Origin of the sequence: Desulfosudis oleivorans Hxd3, from assembly GCF_000018405.1 — a bacterium.
Lineage (GTDB): Bacteria > Desulfobacterota > Desulfobacteria > Desulfobacterales > Desulfosudaceae > Desulfosudis > Desulfosudis oleivorans.
This window is the reverse complement of record NC_009943.1, coordinates 1173202-1197393: the sequence shown is the minus strand read 5'-3', so window position 1 is coordinate 1197393 and position 24192 is coordinate 1173202. Positions and strand designations below refer to the sequence as shown.

General features: G+C 57.0%; 19 protein-coding genes. 7 read left to right on the top strand and 12 right to left on the bottom strand.

All coding sequences use genetic code 11. The features are described 5' to 3' along the window. Nucleotides 1-49 precede the first annotated feature (49 nt). The 5 genes from DOLE_RS05230 to DOLE_RS05210 are packed head-to-tail and all read left to right on the top strand — an operon-like array spanning nt 50 to nt 3885. Complete coding sequence (locus DOLE_RS05230; RefSeq protein WP_041280371.1) at nt 50-238, top strand: hypothetical protein; 189 nt, start codon at nt 50-52, stop codon at nt 236-238. Nucleotides 239-270: 32 nt separating this feature from the next. Next, nucleotides 271-1428 carry an MlaE family ABC transporter permease gene (locus DOLE_RS05225; RefSeq protein ID WP_012174445.1) on the top strand — a complete coding sequence of 386 codons (1158 nt, stop codon included), beginning with the start codon at nt 271-273 and terminating at the stop codon, nt 1426-1428. Between the two features lies 1 nt (nt 1429). Beyond that, on the top strand, nt 1430-2191 hold the full coding sequence (locus DOLE_RS05220) for an ABC transporter ATP-binding protein (protein ID WP_012174444.1): 762 nt from the start codon (nt 1430-1432) through the stop codon (nt 2189-2191). A 47-nt stretch (nt 2192-2238) separates the two neighbouring features. Then, on the top strand, nt 2239-3204 hold the full coding sequence (locus tag DOLE_RS05215) for an MlaD family protein (RefSeq protein WP_012174443.1): 966 nt from the start codon (nt 2239-2241) through the stop codon (nt 3202-3204). A gap of 33 nt (nt 3205-3237) precedes the next feature. Continuing rightward, nucleotides 3238-3885: an ABC-type transport auxiliary lipoprotein family protein gene (locus tag DOLE_RS05210; RefSeq protein WP_012174442.1), complete on the top strand. Its 648-nt coding sequence runs from the start codon at nt 3238-3240 to the stop codon at nt 3883-3885. A 28-nt stretch (nt 3886-3913) separates the two neighbouring features. On the opposite strand, the gene DOLE_RS05205 is transcribed toward DOLE_RS05210, so the two are convergent. The 8 genes from DOLE_RS05205 to DOLE_RS05170 all read right to left on the bottom strand — a co-directional run bounded on the left by DOLE_RS05205 (nt 3914) and on the right by DOLE_RS05170 (nt 13311). Further along, on the bottom strand, nt 3914-5626 hold the full coding sequence (locus DOLE_RS05205) for a bifunctional sulfate adenylyltransferase/adenylylsulfate kinase (RefSeq protein WP_012174441.1): 1713 nt from the start codon (nt 5624-5626) through the stop codon (nt 3914-3916). Between the two features lie 269 nt (nt 5627-5895). Further along, nucleotides 5896-6459: a dTDP-4-dehydrorhamnose 3,5-epimerase gene (gene rfbC / locus DOLE_RS05200; RefSeq protein ID WP_012174440.1), complete on the bottom strand. Its 564-nt coding sequence runs from the start codon at nt 6457-6459 to the stop codon at nt 5896-5898. 2 nt (nt 6460-6461) lie between these two features. After that, nucleotides 6462-7340, bottom strand: a complete 879-nt coding sequence (gene rfbA, locus DOLE_RS05195) for a glucose-1-phosphate thymidylyltransferase RfbA (RefSeq protein ID WP_012174439.1) — start codon at nt 7338-7340, stop codon at nt 6462-6464. Nucleotides 7341-7363: 23 nt separating this feature from the next. After that, on the bottom strand, nt 7364-8413 hold the full coding sequence (gene rfbB / locus DOLE_RS05190; protein ID WP_012174438.1) for a dTDP-glucose 4,6-dehydratase: 1050 nt from the start codon (nt 8411-8413) through the stop codon (nt 7364-7366). A gap of 106 nt (nt 8414-8519) precedes the next feature. Continuing rightward, nucleotides 8520-10427 (bottom strand): polysaccharide biosynthesis protein, encoded by a 1908-nt coding sequence (locus DOLE_RS05185; RefSeq protein WP_012174437.1) that lies wholly within the window; start codon nt 10425-10427, stop codon nt 8520-8522. 126 nt (nt 10428-10553) lie between these two features. Continuing rightward, nucleotides 10554-10898 (bottom strand): ComEA family DNA-binding protein, encoded by a 345-nt coding sequence (locus tag DOLE_RS05180; protein ID WP_012174436.1) that lies wholly within the window; start codon nt 10896-10898, stop codon nt 10554-10556. 302 nt (nt 10899-11200) lie between these two features. Further along, on the bottom strand, nt 11201-11935 hold the full coding sequence (locus DOLE_RS05175) for a methylenetetrahydrofolate reductase C-terminal domain-containing protein (protein ID WP_012174435.1): 735 nt from the start codon (nt 11933-11935) through the stop codon (nt 11201-11203). A 215-nt stretch (nt 11936-12150) separates the two neighbouring features. Then, nucleotides 12151-13311: a (Fe-S)-binding protein gene (locus DOLE_RS05170; RefSeq protein ID WP_041280370.1), complete on the bottom strand. Its 1161-nt coding sequence runs from the start codon at nt 13309-13311 to the stop codon at nt 12151-12153. 206 nt (nt 13312-13517) lie between these two features. On the opposite strand from DOLE_RS05170, the gene DOLE_RS05165 reads away from it, so the two are divergent. Continuing rightward, on the top strand, nt 13518-13856 hold the full coding sequence (locus DOLE_RS05165; RefSeq protein WP_012174433.1) for a hypothetical protein: 339 nt from the start codon (nt 13518-13520) through the stop codon (nt 13854-13856). A 5-nt stretch (nt 13857-13861) separates the two neighbouring features. On the opposite strand, the gene DOLE_RS05160 is transcribed toward DOLE_RS05165, so the two are convergent. Both DOLE_RS05160 and DOLE_RS05155 read right to left on the bottom strand, forming a co-directional pair. Further along, nucleotides 13862-16063: an acetyl-CoA hydrolase/transferase C-terminal domain-containing protein gene (locus tag DOLE_RS05160; protein ID WP_041280369.1), complete on the bottom strand. Its 2202-nt coding sequence runs from the start codon at nt 16061-16063 to the stop codon at nt 13862-13864. Nucleotides 16064-16365: 302 nt separating this feature from the next. After that, on the bottom strand, nt 16366-18831 hold the full coding sequence (locus tag DOLE_RS05155; RefSeq protein ID WP_012174431.1) for a bifunctional aconitate hydratase 2/2-methylisocitrate dehydratase: 2466 nt from the start codon (nt 18829-18831) through the stop codon (nt 16366-16368). A 242-nt stretch (nt 18832-19073) separates the two neighbouring features. On the opposite strand from DOLE_RS05155, the gene sat reads away from it, so the two are divergent. After that, the gene (gene sat, locus DOLE_RS05150) at nt 19074-20348 is read left to right on the top strand and encodes a sulfate adenylyltransferase (protein WP_012174430.1); all 1275 of its coding nucleotides are present in this window, start codon (nt 19074-19076) and stop codon (nt 20346-20348) included. Nucleotides 20349-20612: 264 nt separating this feature from the next. On the opposite strand, the gene qmoC is transcribed toward sat, so the two are convergent. Both qmoC and DOLE_RS05140 read right to left on the bottom strand, forming a co-directional pair. Next, on the bottom strand, nt 20613-21809 hold the full coding sequence (qmoC, locus tag DOLE_RS05145; RefSeq protein WP_012174429.1) for a quinone-interacting membrane-bound oxidoreductase complex subunit QmoC: 1197 nt from the start codon (nt 21807-21809) through the stop codon (nt 20613-20615). 36 nt (nt 21810-21845) lie between these two features. After that, entirely contained in the window at nt 21846-24182 is a 2337-nt protein-coding gene (locus DOLE_RS05140) for an FAD-dependent oxidoreductase (protein ID WP_012174428.1), read from the bottom strand. Nucleotides 24183-24192 lie beyond the last annotated feature (10 nt).

The window sequence follows — 24192 nt, the reverse complement described above, 5'->3', positions numbered from 1 at the left end:
TGGTATAGAAAAAAGCGCAACATGCTCACTCAAAGCGGAATGTTTTAACATGTACGAAATCTTTGCCAACAGAAACAAGTTTGACTTTGAAATAGGCTATTTTATCAAAAGCCCATGCCGGGACTGCCACCAGCGAAAAGAGCTGCCCCGCTGCTGTGAAGCCTGTCCGGTCCTGGACAGGGTCCAGGCCGTCCTGGCCGAGGGGATATCCTGCTTCAATCATTATGCTGCCGTGTAACCGGGTATTGCGGGGAACCATGAGGGGGGACCATGCCGGACGCCACAGAGAGGCCCACCGCCCGTCTTCGGGTTGATGAAGACTCTGGCAGCGGTATCACGATTCATGTCTCAGGCGCCCTGACCATCGACTCCCACCAATCCCTTTCCGCTGATCTTCATAAAATTCTTGAGCGCCGTCAGGGGGCCTGTCCCATACGTCTGGACCTGGCCGACATCACCAGCGTGGACGATTTTGGTGTGCTGGCTGTCGAAAACTTCAAAAGCGTTGCCATACAAAAAGGATGCGGGGTGGTGGTCGTCCAGGTGACCGGGCAGGCGCAACGACTCTTTCAGCTTTTTTCCGGCATAGCAGATCTGAATGCGGTGCCTCCCCATGCCTCAGCCAGCCACGGCCTGCTGGATGTCATTCCAGAGGTGGGCAATACGGTAATCGGCGGCATCAAACGGGTCGACTCCTCCATCGCCTTTGTGGGGTCCATACTGTTTGCCTTCATGCGCGCGCTCTTTTCCCCCCGCTCTTTCCGAATGGCCGACACCATTGAACTGATCAGAAGGGACGGCGTAGACGCAATCCCCATCATCGGTCTTATCGGCATCATTATCGGCCTGATTTCGGCCTTTGTTTCATCGGTGCAGTTGACAAAACTGGGAGGCGATATCTATATCCCGGCCATGATCACCTTTGCCATGGTGGCGGAGATCGGCCCCATGATGACCGCCATCGTCGTTGCCGGCCGCACCGGTTCCGCCTATGCGGCGGAGATCGGCACCATGAAAATATCCGAGGAGGTGGACGCGCTGATTAGCATGGGGTTCGACCCCACCCTGTTTCTGGCAATACCGCGCATCACGGCCCTGGTGGTGGTGCTTCCCATTCTCACCGTCTGCTCGGTGATCTTTGCCCTGCTGGGCGGTCTGGTGGTGTGCGTGACCCTGCTGAACCTTCAGATGGGACCCTACCTGGAAGGCGTGTCGGACGCGCTTTTCATTGACGATGTGCTGTGGGCCCTTGCCAAAAGCGGCATATTCGCCCTTCTCATCGCCGTCATCGGCTGTCTTCGGGGATTCCAGGTCCGGGGCGGGGCCGCGTCGGTGGGCGGGGCCGCCACGTCGGCCGTTGTCACCGGCATCTTCTTTATCATACTGGCCGACTCGGTGGTGGCACTGATTCGGCTTTACTGGGGATAATATGGCTGCGGAAAAAATCATCGAGACCAGAAGCATTCGTGCCCGGTTCGGCGCCGCCGTGGTACTCGACGATGTAAACCTTTCCATCTACAGGCATGAAATCGTGGTGATCATCGGCGAAAGCGGTTGCGGAAAAACCACGCTGATGCGCATCCTGATCGGACTGGCAAAGCCCTCATCGGGGACCGTGTTCCTGGAAGGCGCGCCCCTGACCCGGCACGCCATCACAAAAAAGGTCGGGGTTCTGTTTCAGAACAACGCCCTGTTCGGCTCCATGACCGTGGGGGAAAACATCGCCCTGCCCATTGCCGCCTATACCGATCTTGACAAAAACGCTATTGAAAAAATTGTTCGCATGAAGCTGGGAATGGTGGGACTTGCCGGGTATGAAAACCACCTGCCCTCCGAACTCAGCGGCGGCATGAAAAAAAAGGCGGCCCTGGCCCGGGCACTGGCCCTGAGCCCTTCGATCCTGTTTCTGGATGAACCCTCCTCCGGCCTGGACCCGATCAGTGCGGCGGAGATCGACGAACTGATTTTGCATATAAACCGGAGTTCTGGTACAACCATGGTGGTGGTGACCCATGACCTTGCCAGCGTCTTTACCCTGACCAGGCGGGTCATCATGCTGGGCAAGGTAAAAAAGGGCATTGTCGCCGAAGGAACACCGGAATTCCTGAAAAATGAATGCAAAGACCCTTTTGTAAAACAGTTTTTTAACCGGCAGCCCCGGCCCGGAACAACCGGCTGGCAGACCGTCTGACGGCACACGCCGGGCGGGAAGCACAACAAGCATAAGGAATATGCTGCATGGCCTCAATGCGGACCAACTTTATCGTGGGCCTGTTTCTGATTATCGGCATCGCCGTTACCGCTGCCACCGTGATCTACGTGGGGGCCACCAGCTATTTTCAGAAGGGCAGCCTCTACGTAAGCTATTTTGACGAATCGGTTCAGGGTCTGAACAAGGACTCACCGGTCAAGTACCGGGGGGTCTCCATTGGCCAGGTCCACGACATCCGCATATCAAAGGACGACCGGCTCATTGAGGTGATGCTGCGGATTGACCCGGACTGGAAGCCGGGAACCGATACCATTGCACAGCTCAAGTCCATCGGTATCACGGGCATCATGTTTGTGGAGCTCGACCTGAAAAAACCGGGGGAATCGGTCCTGCTTCCCACTCCGGCCCATGCCTCCACCTATCCCGTTATTCCCACCCGCCCCTCCGACATCCGGGAATTGCTGGGGGGCGTTACCGAGGTGGTGGAACAGCTCAAGGGGCTCGACCTGGCAACAATATCCGATGGGCTGAAAGAGACCCTGGCGGCGATCAATAAAACCCTGGCAGACGCCCAGGTCAAGACCATCTCCGATCGCCTGGACACCGCTATTTTGAACGCCAACCGGGTAATCTCCTCCTTTGAGTCCGCAGCTCCCGGCCTGAACAGATTGACCTCCCGGGCAAGCCAGGCCGCCACCCGGGTGGACGACCTGATCACGGCCAACGAGAAGGAGCTCAGCGACGCCATCGCCAACATGAAAGCGGCCATGATCCAGATTCGGGAGATCACAACCACCGGGACCGCCATGATGGGACGGGCCGATACCCGCATCGACACCTTTGAGAGCCGCCTGCTTGTCACCATCGGCCATCTTGAAGAGATCAGCAGCAACCTGCGACAGATGACCGCCAAGGGTGCCAGCCAGCCTTCCCAGCTTTTTTTCGCGGCCCCCCTGCCGGAGAAAAACATTGAGCCTTATGATACGCCATAGACAACCTTTTTGCCGCCATGGAGTGCTATCCACATGAACGTCCGTCACATCCCGTTTGCGCGATGCCTTGTTTTCGGGGCACTGACCCTGGTAGCCGCCGGCTGCATCAACCTGTCGAGCCTGACCCAGCCTCCTATACAGACCGCCTACTACATTCTGGAATACGATCCCCCGGCACCCACCGGCAGCAAACCGTCGGCACCGGCGATCCGCGTGGACCGGTTCTCCGCCGATCCCCTCTACGCCACCACCGCCATGATCTACAAAAAACAACCTTTCCAGACCGACGCCTACGTGTATCACCGGTGGCACACGGCGCCGGCCGACATGGTAAGCCACCTGCTGGCAAGAGACCTGAGGCGGTCCGGAAATTTCGCCGCTGTTTTCGGCCCGGCTGCTCCCGCTTCAGCGGCTTATGACATCAAGGGTCACGTCGAAATCTTTCTGGAAAACGATACCGCCGATCCCTGGCAGGCCGAACTCCTGCTGACTGTCACGGTGACCGGGCCACCCGGCACCGGCAATAGCGCCGTTGTACTTCAAAAAAGTTACCAGGCGTCGGCACCCTGTGTGCGCAACCATCCCCGGGCCTTTGCCGAAGCCATGAGCCGGGCCATGCAACTGCTCTCCGAAGAAATTATTGCCGATGTGTGCCGGATTGTTGAAACCGGGGAGAAATGAAATATATCAGACGAAAGGCCACTGACGATTATATATATCCCTTTTCGCCGAGAAACAGCAGAATGGCCTGGGCCGCCTCGTCCGGGGTCATGTCCGTGGTGTCGATCTTCAGGTCCGGGCAGACCGGCGCCTGGTAAGGATCATCCACGCCGGTAAACCCCTTGATCTTTCCGGCCCTGGCCTTGGCGTACATCCCCTTGCGATCCCGTTTTTCACACTCCTCAATGGGCGTTGCCACGTGGACCTCGAAGAATCCGCCATACGCCTCAATGACCCGCCGCACATCGGCCCGGGTGGCGGCATAGGGCGCAATAGGCGCGCAGATGGCGACGCCCCGGTTCTTGGTGATCTCACTGGCCACAAACCCGATACGCTTCACGTTGATATCCCGGTGTTCCTTTGAAAAGGTCAGCTCACTGGATAGGTTGTGCCGCACGATGTCGCCGTCCAGAAGGGTCACCGGCCGGGTACCGATCTCTAAAAACCGGGAGTAAAGGATCCTGGCAATGGTGGACTTACCGGCGCCGGAAAGGCCGGTAAAAAACACGGTAAACCCCTGCCGGGCCGGTGGCGGGCAGGCCCGCTCCAGCTCCTCAAGCACCTCCGGAAAAGTGGCCCAGTCGGGAACGGTTTTGCCGGCCCGCATCCGCCGCCGGATCAAAGACCCCGGCATGGAAACATACTGTGTGCCATCGGCCACCTGGTCCACGGGAACAAACTCATCCTCAAAAGGAAGATAGACGATCTCGTTAAATACGATCACCTCCATGCCCAGTTCTCCGGCATGGGTTTCAAGCAGTCGGCAGGCACGGTCCTTTTCATAAAACGCCACGCCATTATCCGGATGGGGGGGGCTGGCATGGTCCGGACCGATAATAAATCCGGAGCAGCCGAAGTTCCTGGCCACAATCAGATGCAGAAGGGCTTCCCTGGGCCCGGCCATGCGCATGGCCATGGGCACCAGGTTGAGCAGAAAGGAATCGGGCGGATAGCGTTCGGCCACCCGCTTATAACACCGGACCCGTGTATAGTGATCCACGTCGTCAGGATCAATCGTGCCCACGCTGGGCAGGCAGAGCAGGTTGGCTCTTGCCGTCCGCATGGCCCGAATGGTCATCTCGAACTGAAGCCGGTGAACGGGCTGGCGCGTGTGAAATCCGATCACCCGGTGCCACGAGAGCTTTCGGTAAAGTTCCCGGACCTCTGCCGGGCTTTTGCGAAGCTGCCGGGAGTCCAGGTAGATGGGCAGTTGCACCACCTCCATGGTACCGCCCACGTAATATTCACCACAACATCGCAGCAGGTGGTGAACGCCTGGATGGGCGCAGTCGGTGGTACCATAAACCGTCCGGGCCTCGTGTTCCCGGTCCGGCTGCCAGACGTCGGTAATGTGCATCACCGCCAGCAGCAGCCCCTCCTGGTCCCGCAGGGCCACGGCCTGTCCCGGCGCCAGGGTTCTGGCACGTTCGTTTGAAACATCCAGGCACACCGGCAGGGGGAACAGCTCTCCCGATGCCAGCCGCATTTGCGCCACAACAGCCTCATAATCGGTGCGGGTCATAAACCTGGAGAGCGGAGAAAAAACACCGGTGGCCAGCATGTCGAAATCACATAGCTGGCGGCCGCTCAATACGATCTCTTCCAGGTTCAGGGCCTGCTCCTTCAGCCCGGCAACCCTTGATTCATCGGCCACCAGATTGATCAGCCGTCCGCCGTGAGGGGGGGCAATGCCGTTTTTCATTTTTTCTCCGGATAAATCGTTTATTGGTCCCAGTCAAGGTTAAAACCCCGCCTTTCAGGCGGGCAGTCCCAGTTGTTTTTTCCCGTGCTCGTACTCGTGACCGTGGCCGTGAACGTGACTGTTAACGAATTTGGCTCAATTGATGAGCATTGTTTCGTTTACGAACACGTTTACGTTCACGAGCACGGACATGTGTTTAAAGGATCTTTGCCCCGTATCTGCCCTTTCATTGCTTGATTTAAACCCACCGACTTTTGGCCCGTGGTTGTTTATTTAAACTCACCGTATACAGGCAAGTAGCCTGAAGGAATATCCTTCAGACTCGGCGCCGCCGCATCCTTTGGCGACAGCAGAGGCGTTTTTGTTCCCCAGTCGATGATAAGTGCCGGGTCATCCCAGCGCAGGGTCCGGTCCGCCTCGGGATGGTAATAATCGCCGCATTTATAGGTCACTAGAGCCGTGTCGCTTACTACCAAAAAACCATGGGCAAAGCCCTTTGGAATAAAAAACTGCCGCCGGTTGGCAGATGAAAGTGCCGTTCCCACCCACCGGCCAAAGGTGGGAGAGCCGCGCCGCACATCCACGGCCACATCATAAATTTCGCCGGATATGACATGGACCAGTTTTTCCTGGGCAAAAGGATACTGGTAGTGCAGCCCCCGCAATGTGCCTGCTGAAGAGAAGGAGAGGTTGTCCTGAACAAAATCCACATCCACTCCGTATCCCGCATATCGCTGCCGCTGGTAGGTCTCCATGAAAAACCCGCGCGCATCCTCAAAAACATCCGGCTCAATGATACGCACCCCGGTGATATCCGTGTCAACAACCCGCATGTTTATACCTCTCTTTTGAACCGGAGCACGTCCAGCAGGTAAGCGCCATAGGCGCTCTTGCCATAAACAGCGGCCAGCTTCTCCAGATGGGCCGCGTCGATAAAACCCTTTCGATAGGCCACTTCCTCCACGCAGGCGATCTTGAGGCCCTGGCGCTTTTCAATGGTCTCAATAAAATTGGATGCTTCCAGCAGGCTCTCCGGTGTGCCGGTGTCCAGCCAGGCCACGCCCCGGCCCAGCTTCTCAAGAAACAGGTCCCCGCTCTCAAGATAGGCCCGGTTCACGTCAGTGATCTCAAGTTCACCCCGGGCCGATGGCTTCAGTCCTGCGGCGATATCCACCACCCGGTTGTCGTAGAAATAAAGGCCGGTCACGGCCCAATTGGACTTTGGATGCAACGGTTTTTCCTCAATATCCACCACACGGCCCTCCGCGTCAAAAGCCGCCACCCCGTAGCGCTGGGGATCCTTCACCCAGTAACCAAAAATAGTGGCCCCTGCCGTAATTTGCACGGCCTGGGAGACTTTGCCTGTCACACCGTAACCATAAAAAATATTATCCCCCAGAATCAGGCACACAGAATCTTTACCGATAAAATTTCTGCCGATCACAAAGGCCTGGGCAAGTCCTTCGGGCCGTGGCTGTTCGGCATAGGAAAAAGAGACCCCCCACTGGGAGCCGTCCCCAAGCAGCCGCTGAAAACCAGGCAGGTCGACGGGAGTCGAAATAATCAGGATGTCCCGTATACCGGCCAGCAGCAGGACCGACAGCGGGTAGTAGATCATGGGTTTGTCATAGACCGGCAGCAACTGTTTGCTTACCACATGGGTGACCGGATGAAGCCGTGTTCCCGATCCTCCCGCCAGAATAATACCCTTCATTATCCAACTCCTGTTTGTCTATTTTATTGATCCTGCTTGCCGCCTGTCAGCCACTGCCGGTTGCTCAGGTACCATGTCACGGTCTGGTCCAGGGCCCGGGTAAAATCGTGCCGGGGGCTCCAGTCCAGGGCGTGTTTGATTTTTGATGCGTCAATGGCGTACCGCCGGTCATGGCCCGGCCGGTCGGTGACAAACCGGACCAGACGACGGCTTTGCGCCTCGGGACGTCCCAGCCGGGTGTCCACCAGGTCGCAAAGCATGTGTACCAGTTCGATGTTCTCATACTCCTGTCCTCCGCCGATGTTGTAACTCTCCCCCGGCCGGCCGGCCTCAAACACCCGCATCAGGGCCTCGCAGTGGTCCAGCACGTAGAGCCAGTCCCGGACATTTTTGCCATCCCCGTAAACCGGGAGCGGTTCTTCGTTTAGAATACTGGCAATCATCAGGGGAATCAGTTTTTCAGGATACTGGTAGGGGCCAAAATTGTTGGAGCAGTTGGTCACCATGGCCGGCAATCCATAGGTCCGCACATAGGATTTGACCAGATGGTCCGAACCCGCCTTTGACGCAGAGTAGGGGCTGGAGGGATCGTAAGGGCTGGTTTCGGAGAAGCGCCCTTCACTGCCCAGGCTGCCATACACCTCGTCCGTGGAGACATGAACCATGCGAAAGTCAGGATCCAGAGCACCCCGGCGCCAGTACTTGAGACATGTATCCAGCAGGCGAAAAGTCCCCACCACATTGGATTCAACAAAATCCCCGGGATCGGTGATGGAGCGGTCCACGTGGGTCTGGGCCGCGAAATGAAACACACCGGCAAACTGTTCTTCGGCAAAAAGCCGGTCCAGCAGGGCACCGTCCTGAACCTTACCGCGCACAAACCGGTATCGCGACCTGGCAGGGTCCGGCAGCCGGTCAAGATTGGAGGCATTGCCGCCACACAAAAGCGCATCCAGGTTAACAATCCGACACTGGAAACTTGCATCCAGGGCGTGATAGATAAAATTGGTACCGATAAAACCGGCGCCGCCGGTGACAAGAATCGTTTTCTTCTGCAAATCACTTTTTACCATCGTTGACCGTTTTCCTTATTCCATATACAGGGGGCCACCCGTCACCGGCCGCAAACATTTATATTCCGGCCTGTAATTACGTCAGGAGCCGATACCGGTACTGTTTTTAAGCGGGTTCATATTCGGGGACGATTTTTTTCAGCCAGACCCTTATCGCGCCCCCATCCTGGAGTTCAGCAGACCGCTCCAGTTCTTCAATGGCACCATTGAGAACGGCGGCGTGGGCCTCGGCTCCTCGCAGCACCATTATTTTCTCGTGCTCGGTGGGGACCACACCTTCACCTTCAACGATCAGTTCTTCATACAGCTTTTCCCCGGGCCGAAGCCCGACAAATTCGATGGAAATGTCTTTGTCCGGCTCCAGGCCGGACAGACGGATCAGGTCCCGGGCCATGTCCACTATTTTAACCGGCGTTCCCATCTTGAGGACAAACACTTCTGCCCTGCCCCGGCCCGTGTTGCCAATGGCGCCGGCCTGAAGAATCAGTTGGCACGCCTCGGAAACGGTCATAAAAAAACGGGTCACCTCCGGATGGGTCACGGTGACCGGGCCGCCTTTTCCAATCTGTTTTTGGAACAGGGGAATCACGCTGCCGGCGCTGCCCAGAACGTTTCCGAACCGGACGATCATGAACTGCGTGGTGCAGGGGGCACCTCCGTTACCGCACTGAAGCAGCAGTTCAGCCACCCGCTTGGAGGCCCCCATCACATTGGCGGGCCGCACGGCCTTGTCCGTTGAGACCAGCACGAATCGTTCCACGGCAAATCGTTTGGAAAGTTCCACCAGGTTCCGTGTACCGATAATATTGTTTTTTACCGCCTTCCAGGGGTGTGCTTCCAGCATGGGGACATGCTTATAAGCGGCCGCGTGAAACACGACATGGGGGGCTGTCAGTTGAAACAGGTGTTCAAGCTGGCGCTGGTCCTGAATATCACCCAGCACCGGGGAAATACGAAGCCCGGTGTCGCGGCGCTGCCCCTTGAGTTCCAGGTCGATCTCATAAAGTGCCGTTTCGGACCGATCAAACAGCACAATCCGTCCGGGAGAAAACTCAAGTATCTGGCGACACAACTCCGAACCGATAGAACCGCCGGCGCCGGTGACCAGAACGGTTTTTCCCGCCAGGTAGGCGCCGATACCCTCCTTATCCAGTCGCACCACCTCACGGCCCAACAAATCCCGATAGGCCACCTTGCGCAGGGCTGCGACAGATGGCGTACCGTTTAACAGTTCGCTAAAACCCGGAACGGTTTTATAAGGAATGCCGCTCTTCTCGCAAAGCGCCACGATGGTGCGCATTTGTTCCGGTGTGGCCGTAGGAATGGCAATGATCAGTTCATCAATGGACAGGCGGGCCACAAACTTGGACACCCCGGCAATTTCTCCCAGCACGGGCAGGCCATGGATTTTTTTACCCACCTTTACCGGGTTGTCATCAAGGAATCCCACCACCTGAAAACCCAGGGAAGGATTATGGGCGATCTCCCGATATATCTTTTCCCCGCAGTCCCCGGCGCCCAGAATGATCACGCGACGGGTGTGGCCGTCAGTTTTTGAAAAGACCTGGGAAAAGGCTTTCTTCACCACCTGGCTCATCTTGTCGCCTGCGGCGTGCTCGAAATAGATACGGATCAGGATGCGAAACCCGGAAACAGTCAGAATGGTAAGCAGCGCGTCGATGAGGAAAACCGAACGGGGAAATCCCTGGAACCGATTGAAAAACAGCAGCCCCCCCACAATCACCAGGTTGGTTATCAAAGCGGCTTTAACGATGTTAAAAAGGTCGGAAAGGCTGGTGTAACGCCACATGCCCCGGTAAAGGTCGAACCAGTAAAAAGAGGCCAGCTTCAGCAGGATTACCAGGGGAAGGACCTGCTGAAACGGGACCCGATAAAATCGGGGAATGTGAAAATCAAAACGCAGCAGGTAGGCAAGGTAGAAAGCGCAACAAAAAAGCAGCGCGTCCACCACCACCACGATCACCACGTTCTTGGAAAAATAAAGCTTTTTCATAGACCGCCTGTCTTTGTGCGACACTGAATAAAAACCGACCCATCATGCAAAAGGCTCGAGACGGTATTGTAAAACACCGCTTCGAGCCTTGCAATCGTTAAAAACTTAAGGGGAGAAGAACTGCGGCTACTTGGCAACCTCGCCCACGGTTATCCGGCTCCGGTTCTTCTCAAGTATCTTGGCGCCGATCCCCTTGACGTTCTGCAACTGCTCCACACTCTTAAAAGCGCCGTTGGCCTCACGATACTCAATAATACGCTGGGCAATCTCTTTGCCAACACCGGTCAGGGCTGTCAGTTCATCAACAGAGGCGGTATTAATATTGACCAGTTGCCCTGCCGCCTTGGCCACCACATCTTTTCCGCCCTGCATGCCCTTGTTCGCTTCTTCGGCCAGGGCGGTTCCGGACATGACCAGCATTGCAATTGCGATCACACTCATCACCAGAACTGTCAGTTTTTGCCGTCTCATCCTGAACCTCCTTTTTAAGTTTAATTGTTGAAGCCAAAAGTCTCCATTGATTTTCAATGGACTCAATAGACAGCCTTAAAAAGAACGGTCAGATATTAAAACACCGTATAGTAATTGTCAAGTCTTAAGATATTTATTTGAAAATGTTACAGGGCTTTGACTGGAATGCGGTAAATATGGATTATATATTGTAATAACTATTAAAACCTTTGACACAATTCAAAGGGGAAAACACAAAAAATTTGTGGGGATCTGCAGGGCTGTTATGGGGATCATTTAACTGAGGGAGCCAAAAGACCGGCCTACCGCACCATGTCCACCAACCGGGAAAGGCCGGGGATGCGGGCCATGAACCGGCCCGAGCAGCGGCGAAGCCAAGGGGGCGTGGGTTTTGCCGCTGCCGACGGCAGACGGGTGTAATCTTTTTGCCCGTGAATGTCCGCGAGCCGGGCCAGAGCCGCCATGTCCGCCACCTTTTCAATCTCCCGCCACACGCACGGCCGTGAGGTGTCAACCACGCACGGACCGGCCTGTTCCGGCGCCTTTTTACACGGCCCGTACTTCTTTTTTGCCGGGCAGCCGGACACCGGGCAGATGCCGGCCGTCCAGGTAAGCACGCAATGGTCGCAGGAGGAACAGATGCCCACATCATAAAAGGGCCGGCTGGTGGAGATAACGCCGCTGCCCAAAGAATCCGTGGCCGCGATCACGGGTACGCCCGGATCGCACAAAAACGCGCACTTGACACCACCGGCGCAGGAGAGCATCACCAGGGCGTCGCACACTTCCCGCCGGGGCCGGATATATATATTAATGTACTGTCGCAGGATCTCCTCGGAACAGCAGACGTTCACGGTTTTGGCCACCACCACGCGTTTTTTCCACTGCCTGAGAAGGGCCGTCATCCTGCGCAGGCCCCGGGCACCGCCGGTGCCGTTCAGGTTGGCGCACACATTGCACGAAAACACCGCGATGTTCTGTTTCCCTTCAAGGGAGTGTTCTATCTCTTCAGATGATTTCCAGGCCGATACCAGCACCGCCTATCTCCCTCTCTTGAAATTCAGTTGATTTGCAAATGAAGGGTTCGAGGTTCTCAAGTGCCAGGAGTCTCTGTCCACGCCCTTCGACAACATCACAAATACCTTCCCTTGAATCCTTGAACCCTCAAAACCCCAGACCACACCAACTCTTTAAAAACGGCCCAATCGACTCGTGACATATCCGGGCGATCCAACAACTGTACCCGCCCGGCTTACCGGGAAAACATCAGCCCGGGAAACCGCCGGGCCGCGGTGGTCATGATCATGGGCATCCGCTTTCCCAGGGGCGTGGTGATGGTGTCACCGAAAGCGGCCAGCAGTTCGTCGGGCATGTACCGCAGTTTCTTGCCGAACAGCCAGTTGGAAAAGCTTAAGGTCACGTAACAGCCCGGGCAGTTGACCGCGATCTGGGAGGCCCCTGCATCCGACACCTCACCGTATTTTCTGCGCTGCTCCTTAAAAATGCTGGATAACACATTGAGGCTGCGTACGGCACTCACCGCTCCGCAGGACAGGTTGCAGTCACCGTGATGGGCCAGCTCCACGGTCTCCACACCGGCCGTGTGATAAAGCCGTCTCAAGCAGTCGGCAAAATCGTCTTCCAGCTCGGTGACATAACACGATTCATGGATGGCGGCTGTAAAGGCACGGGGCGCGGTCACCCGCAGCTCCCCCTTTTCAAACCGCTCCCACAGCCACTGGTACATGGAGATAATTTTAAAAGGCAGGGTTACGCCATAAACTTTGGGAAGAATACTGGAAAAATAGTTGTAGCAGGAGCCGCAGTAGCAGACCATGCGGTCGATGTTGAGCTTTGAAAAGACTTCAAGGGTGCGCTGGGCGGTCTGCTCATACATCTCCCAGGAGCAGAGCCGGTAGGCCAGCTCACCGCAGCACAGGTCAGGCGGGCCGAACTTGGCCAGGGGCGCGAGCACCGTGGAGTGCTCGATGTCCCGGCAGCTGAGCTTGCCCATGCACCCGATCCACAGGATCTCTTTTTGTTCGGGAACCACAGACCATTTTTCAAGAATCTGTTTTTCTTCGGCAGTGAACTTTTCATACATATCGGAAAACAGGTTGGTCCGGCCCCGCCCGTTGGCCAGGTATTTCAGAATACCCGGCACCTTTCCCCGGTGCTCCAGTGCCCGCTGCAGAATCAGCTCGTGGGGTCGCAGTCCCTCCACCGGGCAGTACCGGTTGCAGTTGAAACAGAAGGTGCACTTTTCAAACACATCAGGCGCAGGCGCGCCGGAAATCAGGTTGCGGATCGCACTCACCGCGGCCGGCTTGTCCATTTCCAGCACCGGGCACTGCATCAGGCACTGTCCGCACTCGGTGCATCGGCTCCAGTCACATCGGTCAATGTATGCCATTTCTGTTCTCCTTTTATTAAAGCGTCCCTGATCTTCAGATTCACCTTTAGCAGGAGATGGCAAATAAGACAACAGGCATGGCCGGCGGCCACCTGCTCCCATAAAAAACCCGCCATACGAGTCGTACTGAAAATCCTTGCTTTTTAAAATAGATTCGTAAAAATACAGGGGTGTTTAATTGTACTGAACAGAGAGGGCCAAATCCAGTGAACCACGACACGCATGACTACACCCACCTGGAGTTGAACAGGGAAATCACCGCCATCGGCGGGCACTACACCATTCGAAAAGAGGTGCGGCTGGCCGTTGACGGCCGGGAGGTTCTTTACCTGGTGGCAGAGGCACTGTTTGACACCACCTGCTGCGGGTTTGGTGGGTTGACCTATGCCATGGTACAGGGTTTTCTCGACCAGTGGCACTACCGGGCGGATGCCGGTGGGAAACCTGTATCCGCTGTTCGTCCGGTGACAGCGGCGGCGGATCAGGCGAAAATTCAAAAAATCATTCAGCAGCGGGAAACCGTGGCCCAGGTCAATTTCATATAAACCGGTTACAACGCCCCATCATCGGCCAGGGCGCACAGCACCACCTTCTGCAGCAGCCGATCCCTGAAAGTTTCCGGCGCGTCAAGACCGATGCGCTTCAGATAAGGGAGCGCCTGCTCCGGAACCGGCCTGAAAAAGGACGAGACGACACCGGCCGCCGCGCCAACCCGGCTTGCGGCAGCCTTTGCCTTGAACCCCCGCAACGCCCGGCCCAGCACGATCTCTTCGTCGGTAAATTCGGTCCCGGCCGGGAAGATTTTGAAAAACCCCTTTGCCTTGTAAGTCGCCAGTTTCTCGGCCAGGGCTTCCGGGTAGTTGTTCCGGTAGCACGCGGGAATCTGGTAATCCGAGGCCACCTTTCCCGCCTTTTTTGCCTTTTCCAGCAGCTCGGGCTGAAACCGGGAATCAGCGATATTCAGCAGGCACTTAACCACCTGACTATCCACCTTGCCCCGCAGATCGGCGATACCGTACTCGGTGACCACGATATCCTTCAGGTGCCTCGGGATGGTGGTGTGGCCGTAGTTGAACACCACGTTGGAGTCCACGCCATGGGCCAGATCCTTGGTGCTCCGCACCATGAGAATGGAACGGGCATCTTCCAGCGCATGGGCCATGGATACAAAATTGTACTGTCCGCCCACGCCGCTGATCACGGTACCGTTCTCAAGAGCATCCGATGCCACGTGGCCCATCAGGGTGACCTTCATGCCGGCATTGATAAAACGGCCGTCCTTACGCTGAAGCCGTTTAATGGTCTCATCGCCGTAAAGCTGGTTCACATAGGCCACGCCGGTCATGATGAACTGCTTCCGTTCTTCCTCGCTCATGCGACGCAGATACGCGTAGAACCGGTTGGCCCCGATAAAAAATGACCCATGACAGATGATGCCGTTTGTCAGCCGGTCCCCGATGCAGTGGTCCAGTATGGCCTGCCGGTTGTCATCGTCCCGCAGGTCGGCGGCATACCAGGTTTCATTATCCCAGATGCCGAAATTTTCATACCGCAGGTGGCTTTTGAAAAACCCGCACTGCTGAAGACCGGCAAAGGTTTTTTCACCAATGACGGGATTGAGCTCTTCGGCCTCAAGAATACACGCGGCCGCCTTCGGCGTGATGGTTTCTGAAAGCAGGCCGTCATTGATGTGCCGCTGAATAATCGGGTCCGCGTAGACCTTTCGCTTCAGGATACCGCCGTCGTAAAGATCGAGAAACACCCCCACCAGCATCTCGGTGGAGCCGTAAAGCCCTTTTTCAAAAGGGTCCAGGCCGCCCACCCGGTCGACCAGGGCGCCGTAACGCTCCATCACCTCCAGGTCGGCAATGACGCTGCGGTAGTCTTCCGGGTGATGATGCCTCATGAGCAGGGCATTGGAAATGGCGTCCCCCAGGGAGCCGATCCCCACCTGAAGGGTGCCGCCGTCCTTGATCAGGGTACTCACATGCAGGCCGATCATGTGTTCCGCCACGATGACCGGCTCCTTTGGAACGCTGAACAGGGGTGCGTCATATGCCTCGTTGTCCACGATCACATCAAAAAAAGTCTCGTCGCTGACCGCGTCTCCGTACATGAAGGGCAGATTGCTGTTTACCTGGGCGATGTGCAGCCCCTGAATTCCCAGTTCCCTTCCCATAGGAAGCAGTCGCTTTAGATCCAGGTTCAGGTCGGCATTGCAGCTGTCGCTGTACCAGGTCTTGCCATCGATGACCTGCTTGGCCGCCAATTGACAGAAGACAAACCCCCAGTCCGATTTGTCCTCCAGCACCTCGTTCATCATGTCCCTGGCCACATGGGTATAGTTGGAACTGTAGTGGTTCTGCTGGGCCGAAGCCACGTGATTGAAAGAACCGGCCCGGAAATAAAACTCCTTGAGCGTGACATTGGCCGGCATGCGGCCGGCCCGCAGGTCCAGCATGTATTCAAAATCCGGAACCCCCTTCCAGATGCGGTCCACGATGGGCTCCAGCATGCGCCGTTCCAGCTCACTGGACGCAGTGGGCTTTTCCAGGGAAAGGGCAGTTGCCATCAGCAGCTGCATCTCCGGGTCCGCCTTGGCCCGGCGGTACATTTCATTGGCAAAGGCATGGGACTTGCCCAGGGCCAGGGGCATGGCCAGCACGATCTTTTTGCCCAGGGTGGCGATCGTATAATCCACGCACGCTTTCATATCCTCGATAAAAACGGTCTTTCGGCTGTTCACATTCATCTCCTGTCAGTACTTATAAAAAGAGGGTTCATACCGGCTGGGCTCCCCGATGTCAACCCAAAACAGTGTCCCGCACACAATACGGCTGCCGAAAACCCAAACATTTCCCGGTTGTGTTATCCGCAAAACCACGCGGATGACCGGCTCTGTCCGCTCTTCCAGAAAGGAAAATACCTGCATCACCATGAAATTGGTGGATCAGCAAAACGGGATGGAGAAGTAAAGGGTGTGGAGGAAACGCGGCGGGATAAAAGCCGCCGGCCCGCATGTATCATAAGACCCGGGCCGGCGGCACATCTGAATTACAACATACTCACCATGTCTTGATACTCGTCTGCCGTGGGAATGCGGCCCAGGATGGCGCACACCGCGGCCAGTTCGGCGGAGCCGAGAAAGACTTTTGTGTCATCCCCCATGCGGTTGGGAAAGTTGCGCGTGGAGGTGGACATCACCACCGCGCCGGGCGACACCCGGGCCTGGTTGCCCATGCAGAGGGAACAGCCCGGAATCTCAATGCGGGCGCCCAGGCGCTCGAACACGGCCAGGTGATTTTCCGCACCCAGTGTATCGCGGTCCATGCGGGTGGGGGGCGTAATCCACAACTTTGCCTTCAGCCTGTCCGCCTGCCCGAGAATGGCGGCCGCGTTCCGGAAATGGGAGACATTGGTCATGCAGGAGCCGATAAACACCTCGTCGATGGCGGTGCCGGCCACATCAGAGAGCAGGCGCACATCGTCCGGGTCGTTGGGACAGGCCAGGATGGGCTGGTCATAGGCGCTGCAATCGATTTCAAGAACCGCTGCATACTGTGCGTCCGCGTCCGCCTGGATCAGGACCGGGTCGGCCAGCCACTGTTGCATGGCCTCTATGCGGCGGGAGATGGTGCCGGCATCCCGGTACCCCCGCGCCAGAAGGTCTTCCAGCAGGGCCACGTTACCTTTCACAAACTCGACCACCCGCTCAATGTTCAGCCGGATGGTGCTGGCGGCGGCGGACCGTTCCGCCGAGGCATCGGTCAGTTCAAAGGCCTGGGCCACGGTCAGGTCCGCCTCGCTTTCCATCTCCAGAATACGGCCGGAAAACAGATTCTGCTTGTTCTTTTTCTCAACGGTCAGAAACCCCCGGGAAATGGCTGCATAGGGGATCATGTTCACCATGTCCCGGAGCGTGATGCCGGGACGGCACTGGCCGGAAAATTTTACCAGTACGGATTCGGGCATGTCCAGGGGCATTCTGCCGGTTGCCGCAGCAAAGGCCACCAGTCCTGATCCCGCGGGAAAGCTGATGCCCACGGGAAACCGGGTGTGAGAATCTCCGCCGGTGCCCACGGTGTTGGGCAGCAGCATGCGGTTGATCCAGGAGTGAATCACACCGTCGCCGGGCCGAAGGGCGATGCCGCCCCGCTGGGTGAAAAAGGCGGTCAAATCGGCGTGCATCATCTTGTCGTTGTCCGTGGGATAAGCGGCGGTATGGCAAAAGGACTGCATCACCAGGTCGGCACCAAAAGAGAGACAGGCCAGCTCCTTTAATTCATCCCGGGTCATGCTGCCGGTGGTATCCTGAGAGCCCACGGTGGCCAGGACCGGTTCACAGTACTCTCCCGGCACCACCCCGGCCTTTCCACAGGCCGCTCCCACGATTTTCTGGGCCCGGGTGAAGCCGCCGGCCGATTTTTTCGGGCGGGCCGGGTCGGCAAAAATATCGGCATCCGCCAGCCCCAGGTCGCGCCGCACGCTGTTGGTCAAGGTCCGGCCCACGATCAGGGCAATGCGGCCCCCTGCCCGCACCCCGTCCAACAGAACCGGGGACTTGAGCACAAACCGGGCCACCTCTTTTCCTGTGGTTTCGTTGACGATCCGGCCATCTTGAGGAAAGACCGAAACCGTGTCGCCATGACCGAGGGCCGATACATCACACTCTATCGCCAGGGCCCCGGCGTCTTCAAGGGTATTGAAAAAGATGGGGGCGATCTTGCCGCCCAGCACCACACCGCCCCGGCGCTTGTTCGGCACATGGGGAATATCGTGACCGATATGCCAGACCAGGGAGTTGACCGCCGACTTGCGCGACGATCCCGTGCCCACCACGTCCCCCACAAATACCAGCGGATACCCTTTCTGTTTTAATTCGGCCATGGTCTCCAGGGGTTTTTCATAACGGCTCTGAAGCATGGAAAGGGCGTGCAGCGGAATGTCGGACCGGGTGCCGGCCTGGCCGGCCGGTGAAAAGTCATCGGTGGTGATCTCGCCGTCCACGCGAAAAACCGTCAGGGTGATCTTTTCTGCCACCGGGGGCCGGTCGGAAAACCACCGGGCCGTTTTCCAGGCCTCCACCACTGCCGCTGCATGGGAATTTTCCGCCGCCATGGCCATCACGGTCCGGTAATCATCAAAAACAAAAATGGACCGGGACAGCTGTTCGGCTGCCAGGGGCGCAAGGTCGGCCATATCCAGAAAATCGATAAGGAGCCGAATGCTGTACCCCCCCAGCATGGTGCCCAGCAGGGCCACGGCCTTTTCCTCGTTGATCAGGGGGGAGTGTTTCTCCCGGCGGGCAATGGCGCCAAGAAACGCGGCCTTGACTTTTGCCGCCTCGTCCACGCCGGGGGGCACTCGATGGGTCAGCAGATCCAGCAGCAGGGCCTCCCTGCCCGCGGGAGGCGCCTCCAGCAGGTCACACAGGGCCAGGGTCCGGGTTTCGGTCAACGGCCGGGCCGGAAGGCCCAGGGCCAGGCGCTCTTTTTCTTCGAACAGATAGGTCTCCAGCATATCAATTCCTGTCAGCTTAACATCTTTAAATTATTATCTAGTTTATCATGGTCGGCATCGTCACCAGGTGGCGTTGAACAAACGGGGATCATTATACCGGGCCATCCGGATTTTACAAGATTTATATTGACATCAACACGGCCGTGGTCTATGGTAATTGCTTTATTCAACCGGAGAACTTAACAGGCGATATGTATAAGCCTTATTGTTGATCAACAACATTGAAAAGGAGATCGTTGACGATGAGTAACTTGATTGCACCGCATGGCGGTAAAGGTTTGACCGTCTGCCTTCTGGAAGGCAGCGAGCTTGAAGCGGAAAAGAAAAAGGCCGAAGGCCTGAAAAAGATTCCCCTGAACCCCCGGGCCAAAGGCGACCTGATCATGCTCGGCATCGGCGGTTTTTCCCCGCTGACCGGTTTCATGACCAAGGCTGACTGGAAGGGTGTCTGTGACAACTTCCTGTTGGCCGACGGCACCTTCTGGCCGGTTCCGGTCTGCCTGGATGCCGCCAAGGCCGACGCCGACGCCATCGCCGAAGGCGAAGAGATCGCCCTGGTGGACCCGACGAACAACGAAATCATGGCCACCATGAAGGTCACCGAAAAGTACGAGATGACCGAGGCGGACAAGAAGTACGAATGTGAAAAAGTTTTCATGGGTGAAGGCACCCCCACGGCCGACGACTTCTGGAAGATCGCCAAGGATGACCATCCCGGCGTCCAGATGGTCATGGGCCAGAAGGAAGTGAACCTGGCCGGCCCGGTCAAGGTTCTGTCCGAGGGCGAGTATCCCGTGAAGTACAAGGGCATCTATCACCGTCCCGCCGAGTCCCGAAAGATCTTCGAGGAAAGAGGCTGGAAAGAGATCGCGGCCCTGCAGCTGAGAAACCCCATGCACCGCTCCCATGAGCACCTGTGCAAAATCGCCGTGGACGTGTGCGACGGTGTTTACATTCACTCCCTGGTGGGCAACCTCAAGCCCGGCGACATTCCCGCGGAAGTTCGCGTCCGGTGCATCGATGCCCTGGTGAAAAACTACTTCGTGGAAAAGAACGTTGTTCAGGGTGGCTATCCCCTTGACATGCGCTATGCCGGTCCCCGGGAAGCCCTCCTGCACGCTACCTTCCGCCAGAACTATGGCTGCTCCCGCATGATCATCGGCCGCGACCATGCCGGCGTGGGTGATTTCTACGGCATGTTTGAAGCCCAGACCATCTTTGACAAAATTCCCGCCCCGGCCGAGCCCGGCAAAGCCCTGCTCTGCACCCCGCTGAAGATCGACTGGACCTTCTACTGCATGAAGTGCGACGGCATGGCCTCCCTGAGAACCTGCCCCCATTCCAAGGAAGACCGGGTTATGCTCTCCGGCACCATGCTGCGCAAGGGCCTTTCCGAAGGCACCCCGATTCCCGATCACTTTGGTCGTGAAGAGGTCCTTGACATTCTGCGCGAGTACTATGCCGGCCTGACCGAAAAGGTCGCCATCAAGACCCACAAGGCCGCCACCGGTAATTAATCGGCTGCCCGCGGGCTGACCCAGAAACAAAAGGCGTCGAAGGAAAAACCTTCGGCGCCTTTTTTATTTGTGCTCGAGTGCTGTTGCCAAACCATTTCCGTTCATGCTCTTGCTTTTAATCATAAAAAAATTAAATTACAAATAACCTCTCAATACCTGTCTTTTTGTCCTGACCACCTGATGGCCTGCCCCGCAAGACAAAAAAGGGAGGCTGAATTTTCAGCCTCCCTTTTTATCACTGCAACCGACTTGTAATACTATTGCCTATTTCTCACGGCCGGCATAGTTGGAGTAACCCATGGCCACGGTACGGTAGACCAGGTGGGCCAGCTTGGAAAACGGCAGAAACGCAAACAGGTTAAAAATAAAGATCAGGTGAATGTAATACATGAAATAGGTCAGGGCTTCGGCTCCGGCCAGGCGGGTCAGCTCGGCAAGCATGCCCGACAGACCCAGGCCCAGAACCAGGCCCAGCAGGTACCAGTCCTTGTAGGACGAGGCCTGATCCTTTGCCGCCAGGCGATTCTTGATCATCAGAAGGCTTCCGATAATCAGAGCGATACCGGCTGCGTTGGCCAGGATCTTGACCGGGTTCAACTGGGAGTAAGGTCCGGGCGCGTGCAGAAAGTAGAGGGCAAAAAAGAAAATATTGGTCACCACGAAAAGCCCGATAAAACTGTAGAGCACCATCATATGGGCCGTGGACCGGTCCTTGTTCTCGGTACACTCGGAAAACTTGTTGTGCTTGAGAATGGTGGGGACCACCGCGATGATGCCCTTGACCAGGCCGACATAGTCCAGTTTCCGCTGGGTGGTTTTCCCGTCGGCCACCGCCTGTTCATGAATATCTTTGATAAACCGGCGCAGGCCCATAAAAAAGACCAGTACCACAAAAGCGGCCAGGGGCACAAAAACAATGTCCACAAACCAGGTCGAATAAAAATCCGCGTGGGCGATAACACCCGGTTCATGATGATGGGCCCACGGGAAACCGATGGCCTCAAGGCCGATGCTCTTGAAAATACTGGCCATGGTGTCGCCGAACTGGACGGTGATAAAGGCCAGAACGGCAAACAGGATGGCGGGCACCGCGATCAGGATCGGCAGTTTTTTGGGATCATTGACCGCCTTGCCCACGGCCTTGGGCGTGGCATAGTCGGCAATGGCATAGGACCGCACCGCGGCCAGAACATCACCGGGGGCTGCGCCGCGCGGGCACTTGGTGGAGCAGTCGCCGCACTGGTGGCACAGCCAGATGTCCACATCCTTGACCAGTTTGTCTTTAAGACCCCAGGACGCGGCAATCATCTCCTTTCGGGGAAAGGGCTTGTTGTCCGGTGAAATCGGGCACACCACCGAGCAGGTGGCGCACTGAAAACACTTTTTCAGGGTATTTCCCCCGAGCCCGATGACCTCGTTGATAAACCCCAGATCAGGCTCGGCAAGATATCGTTCACTCATGTTGATGCCTCCTTATAATTAACCGTCAATCCGGTATTAGAAACCTTTAAAGGGGTTGGGACCCAGGGCCTCGATCTCTTCCACAAAGGAGTTGATGATCTCCGGAATCTTGAGATAGTCGTCGATGGCCACCTCTTTCTGGGTGACCCGCTCCTGCTCCAGGGAGAGGGACTTGAGCGCGTCGCCGATCTTTGTCATACGGATGCTGGCCAGCTCAGAGCCCTTGACAAAATGGCACTGGTAGTCGTCCCCGTGCTTGCATCCCAGCAGGATGGCGCCGTCCATGCCCTGGGAAAGGGCGTCCTTGATCCAGATCACGTTGACCGACCCCAGGCACCGCACCGGAATGATCCGCACGTCAGCGGAAAAAGAGAGCCGGTTCATGCCGGCGACATCAATGGCCGGGTAGGCATCGTTCTCGCACACCAGAGCAAGAATCCGCAGGGGCGGCTCTTCGTAATCGTCCTCGGAAGGCACCTGAATCGACTTGACCATGCTGCCGATGCTGTTGATGTTATAATCGGCAAAACCGATGATCCGCTCCGGACAGGCCCCCATACAGGTTCCACACCGGCGGCACCGGGTGGGGTTGGGCTTGGGCGTTCCCTTCTCGTCATCATCCAGGGCGCCGAAGGGGCACTCTTCCGTGCACCGTTTGCACTGGGTGCAGCGCTGGAAGAAGAAGTCCGGAAAGGTCATATCGCCGGACCGGGGATGCACGGACACGCCCCGGTTGGAAGACTCAACGCACTGAATCGCCTTGAGGGCCGCGCCGGTGGCGTCTTCCATGGACTCTTCAATGGTCATGGCGCGCCGAATGGAGCCGGCGGCATAGACGCCGGTCCGCTGGGTCTCGTAGGGAAAGCAGATGAAGTTGGAGTCCGCGTATTTGTCGAATATGTCGTTGTCCCTGAAGCCGGGGCCCTGGCGGTAGGCCAGGTTGACCACCGGGTCATCGGCGGTGGCAGGCACCATGCCGGCGGCCAGCACCACCATGTCGGCCCGAATCTTCAGTTTTTCGCCCAGCAGGGTGTTGTCGGCCTCCACCATCAGGCCGCTGCCGTTCCTGGAAACGCCGATCACCTCCCCCTTGGTCATAAAGATACCGGGGTCCTGCTGCATGCTCTTGTAAAAATTCTCGGCCAGGCCGGGGGTTCGCATGTGCTGATAGACAATATAGGCCTTGCCGTCGCTATAGTCGTCACGCACGTACTTGGCCTGTTTCAGGGTGGCGATGCTGGTCACCGATCCGCAGTAGGAAAAATCACCGTCATCCTCGCCCTTGCCCGGGCTCTGGATAAAGACCACGGACTTGGCCTCCTTGCCGTCGGAAGGCCGGACGATCTTGCCCTTGGCCGCGATCTGTTCAAACTCGGTGTTGGTCACCACATCGGGAATCTGGCCGATGCCCAGGTGGGCAAAAGACTCGCCCTCCAGCTTGGCGGGCCGCCAGCCGGCAGCCAGGATCACCGAGCCGAACTTCAACCCCTCGGGATCAAACTTGAGAACATCCTCCTTGCCTTCATTATATTTTTTGTAAACCTCAAACTGCTGCTCGGCGTTCAACTCCTTTCCGCTCTCATCCACCTTCATCTCATCGGGAAGGGGATAGGGAACGTCAAAGGGATGCTTTTCACCCGGATTTTTCAGGGTAACGGTAAAATCGCCGGGCTGACCCGCGATGCGGGCCACCACTGTACCGGTCTTTACGCTGATGTTGGCATTGGCCTCCACCGCCTTGACCAGGTCAGCCACCACCGGGGTACGCAGGTCCTCATAGGGGCTTGCAACCGGAGACTGCATGCGCATCTGCGCGGCAAAACCGCCCAGCGCGCCGCTTTTTTCAATAATGGTCGCCTTGTAACCGGCCTTTGCCACATCCAGGGCCGCGGCCATGCCGGTGACGCCGCCGCCGATAACCAGCACATCGGAAGTATAATTATCCAGCTTGTACGGCTCGGGCAGTTTGATCTGTTTGAGCTTTGCGATGCTCATGCGAATAGAGTCCTCGGCCATCATCTGGACCCGGTCGAACTTGGTTCCTTCGGCCTTCTCCTCTTCGGTCAGGGCCGGAAACTGATCCCTGGGATGGGACCACACCACCTGCTCCCGCAGGTTGACCCGGTCCACCAGGCAGCCGTCAAAGGAAAACACGTCAAAATTTACCCGCCTGGAACAGGCGGCGATGGCCAGCGAGTTAATGCCCTGGTCCACGTCTGCCTTGAGAAACTCAACGCCTTCCTTGCCGCACAGGAATGCATGGGTCTTGACAGGAAAGCCTTCTTCCCTGGCGACCTCGGACAACGCATCAATATCCAGCGAAGCCCCTATGCCGCACCCTGTGCAGATATACACACCATATTTCTTATCCATGGGGACCTCC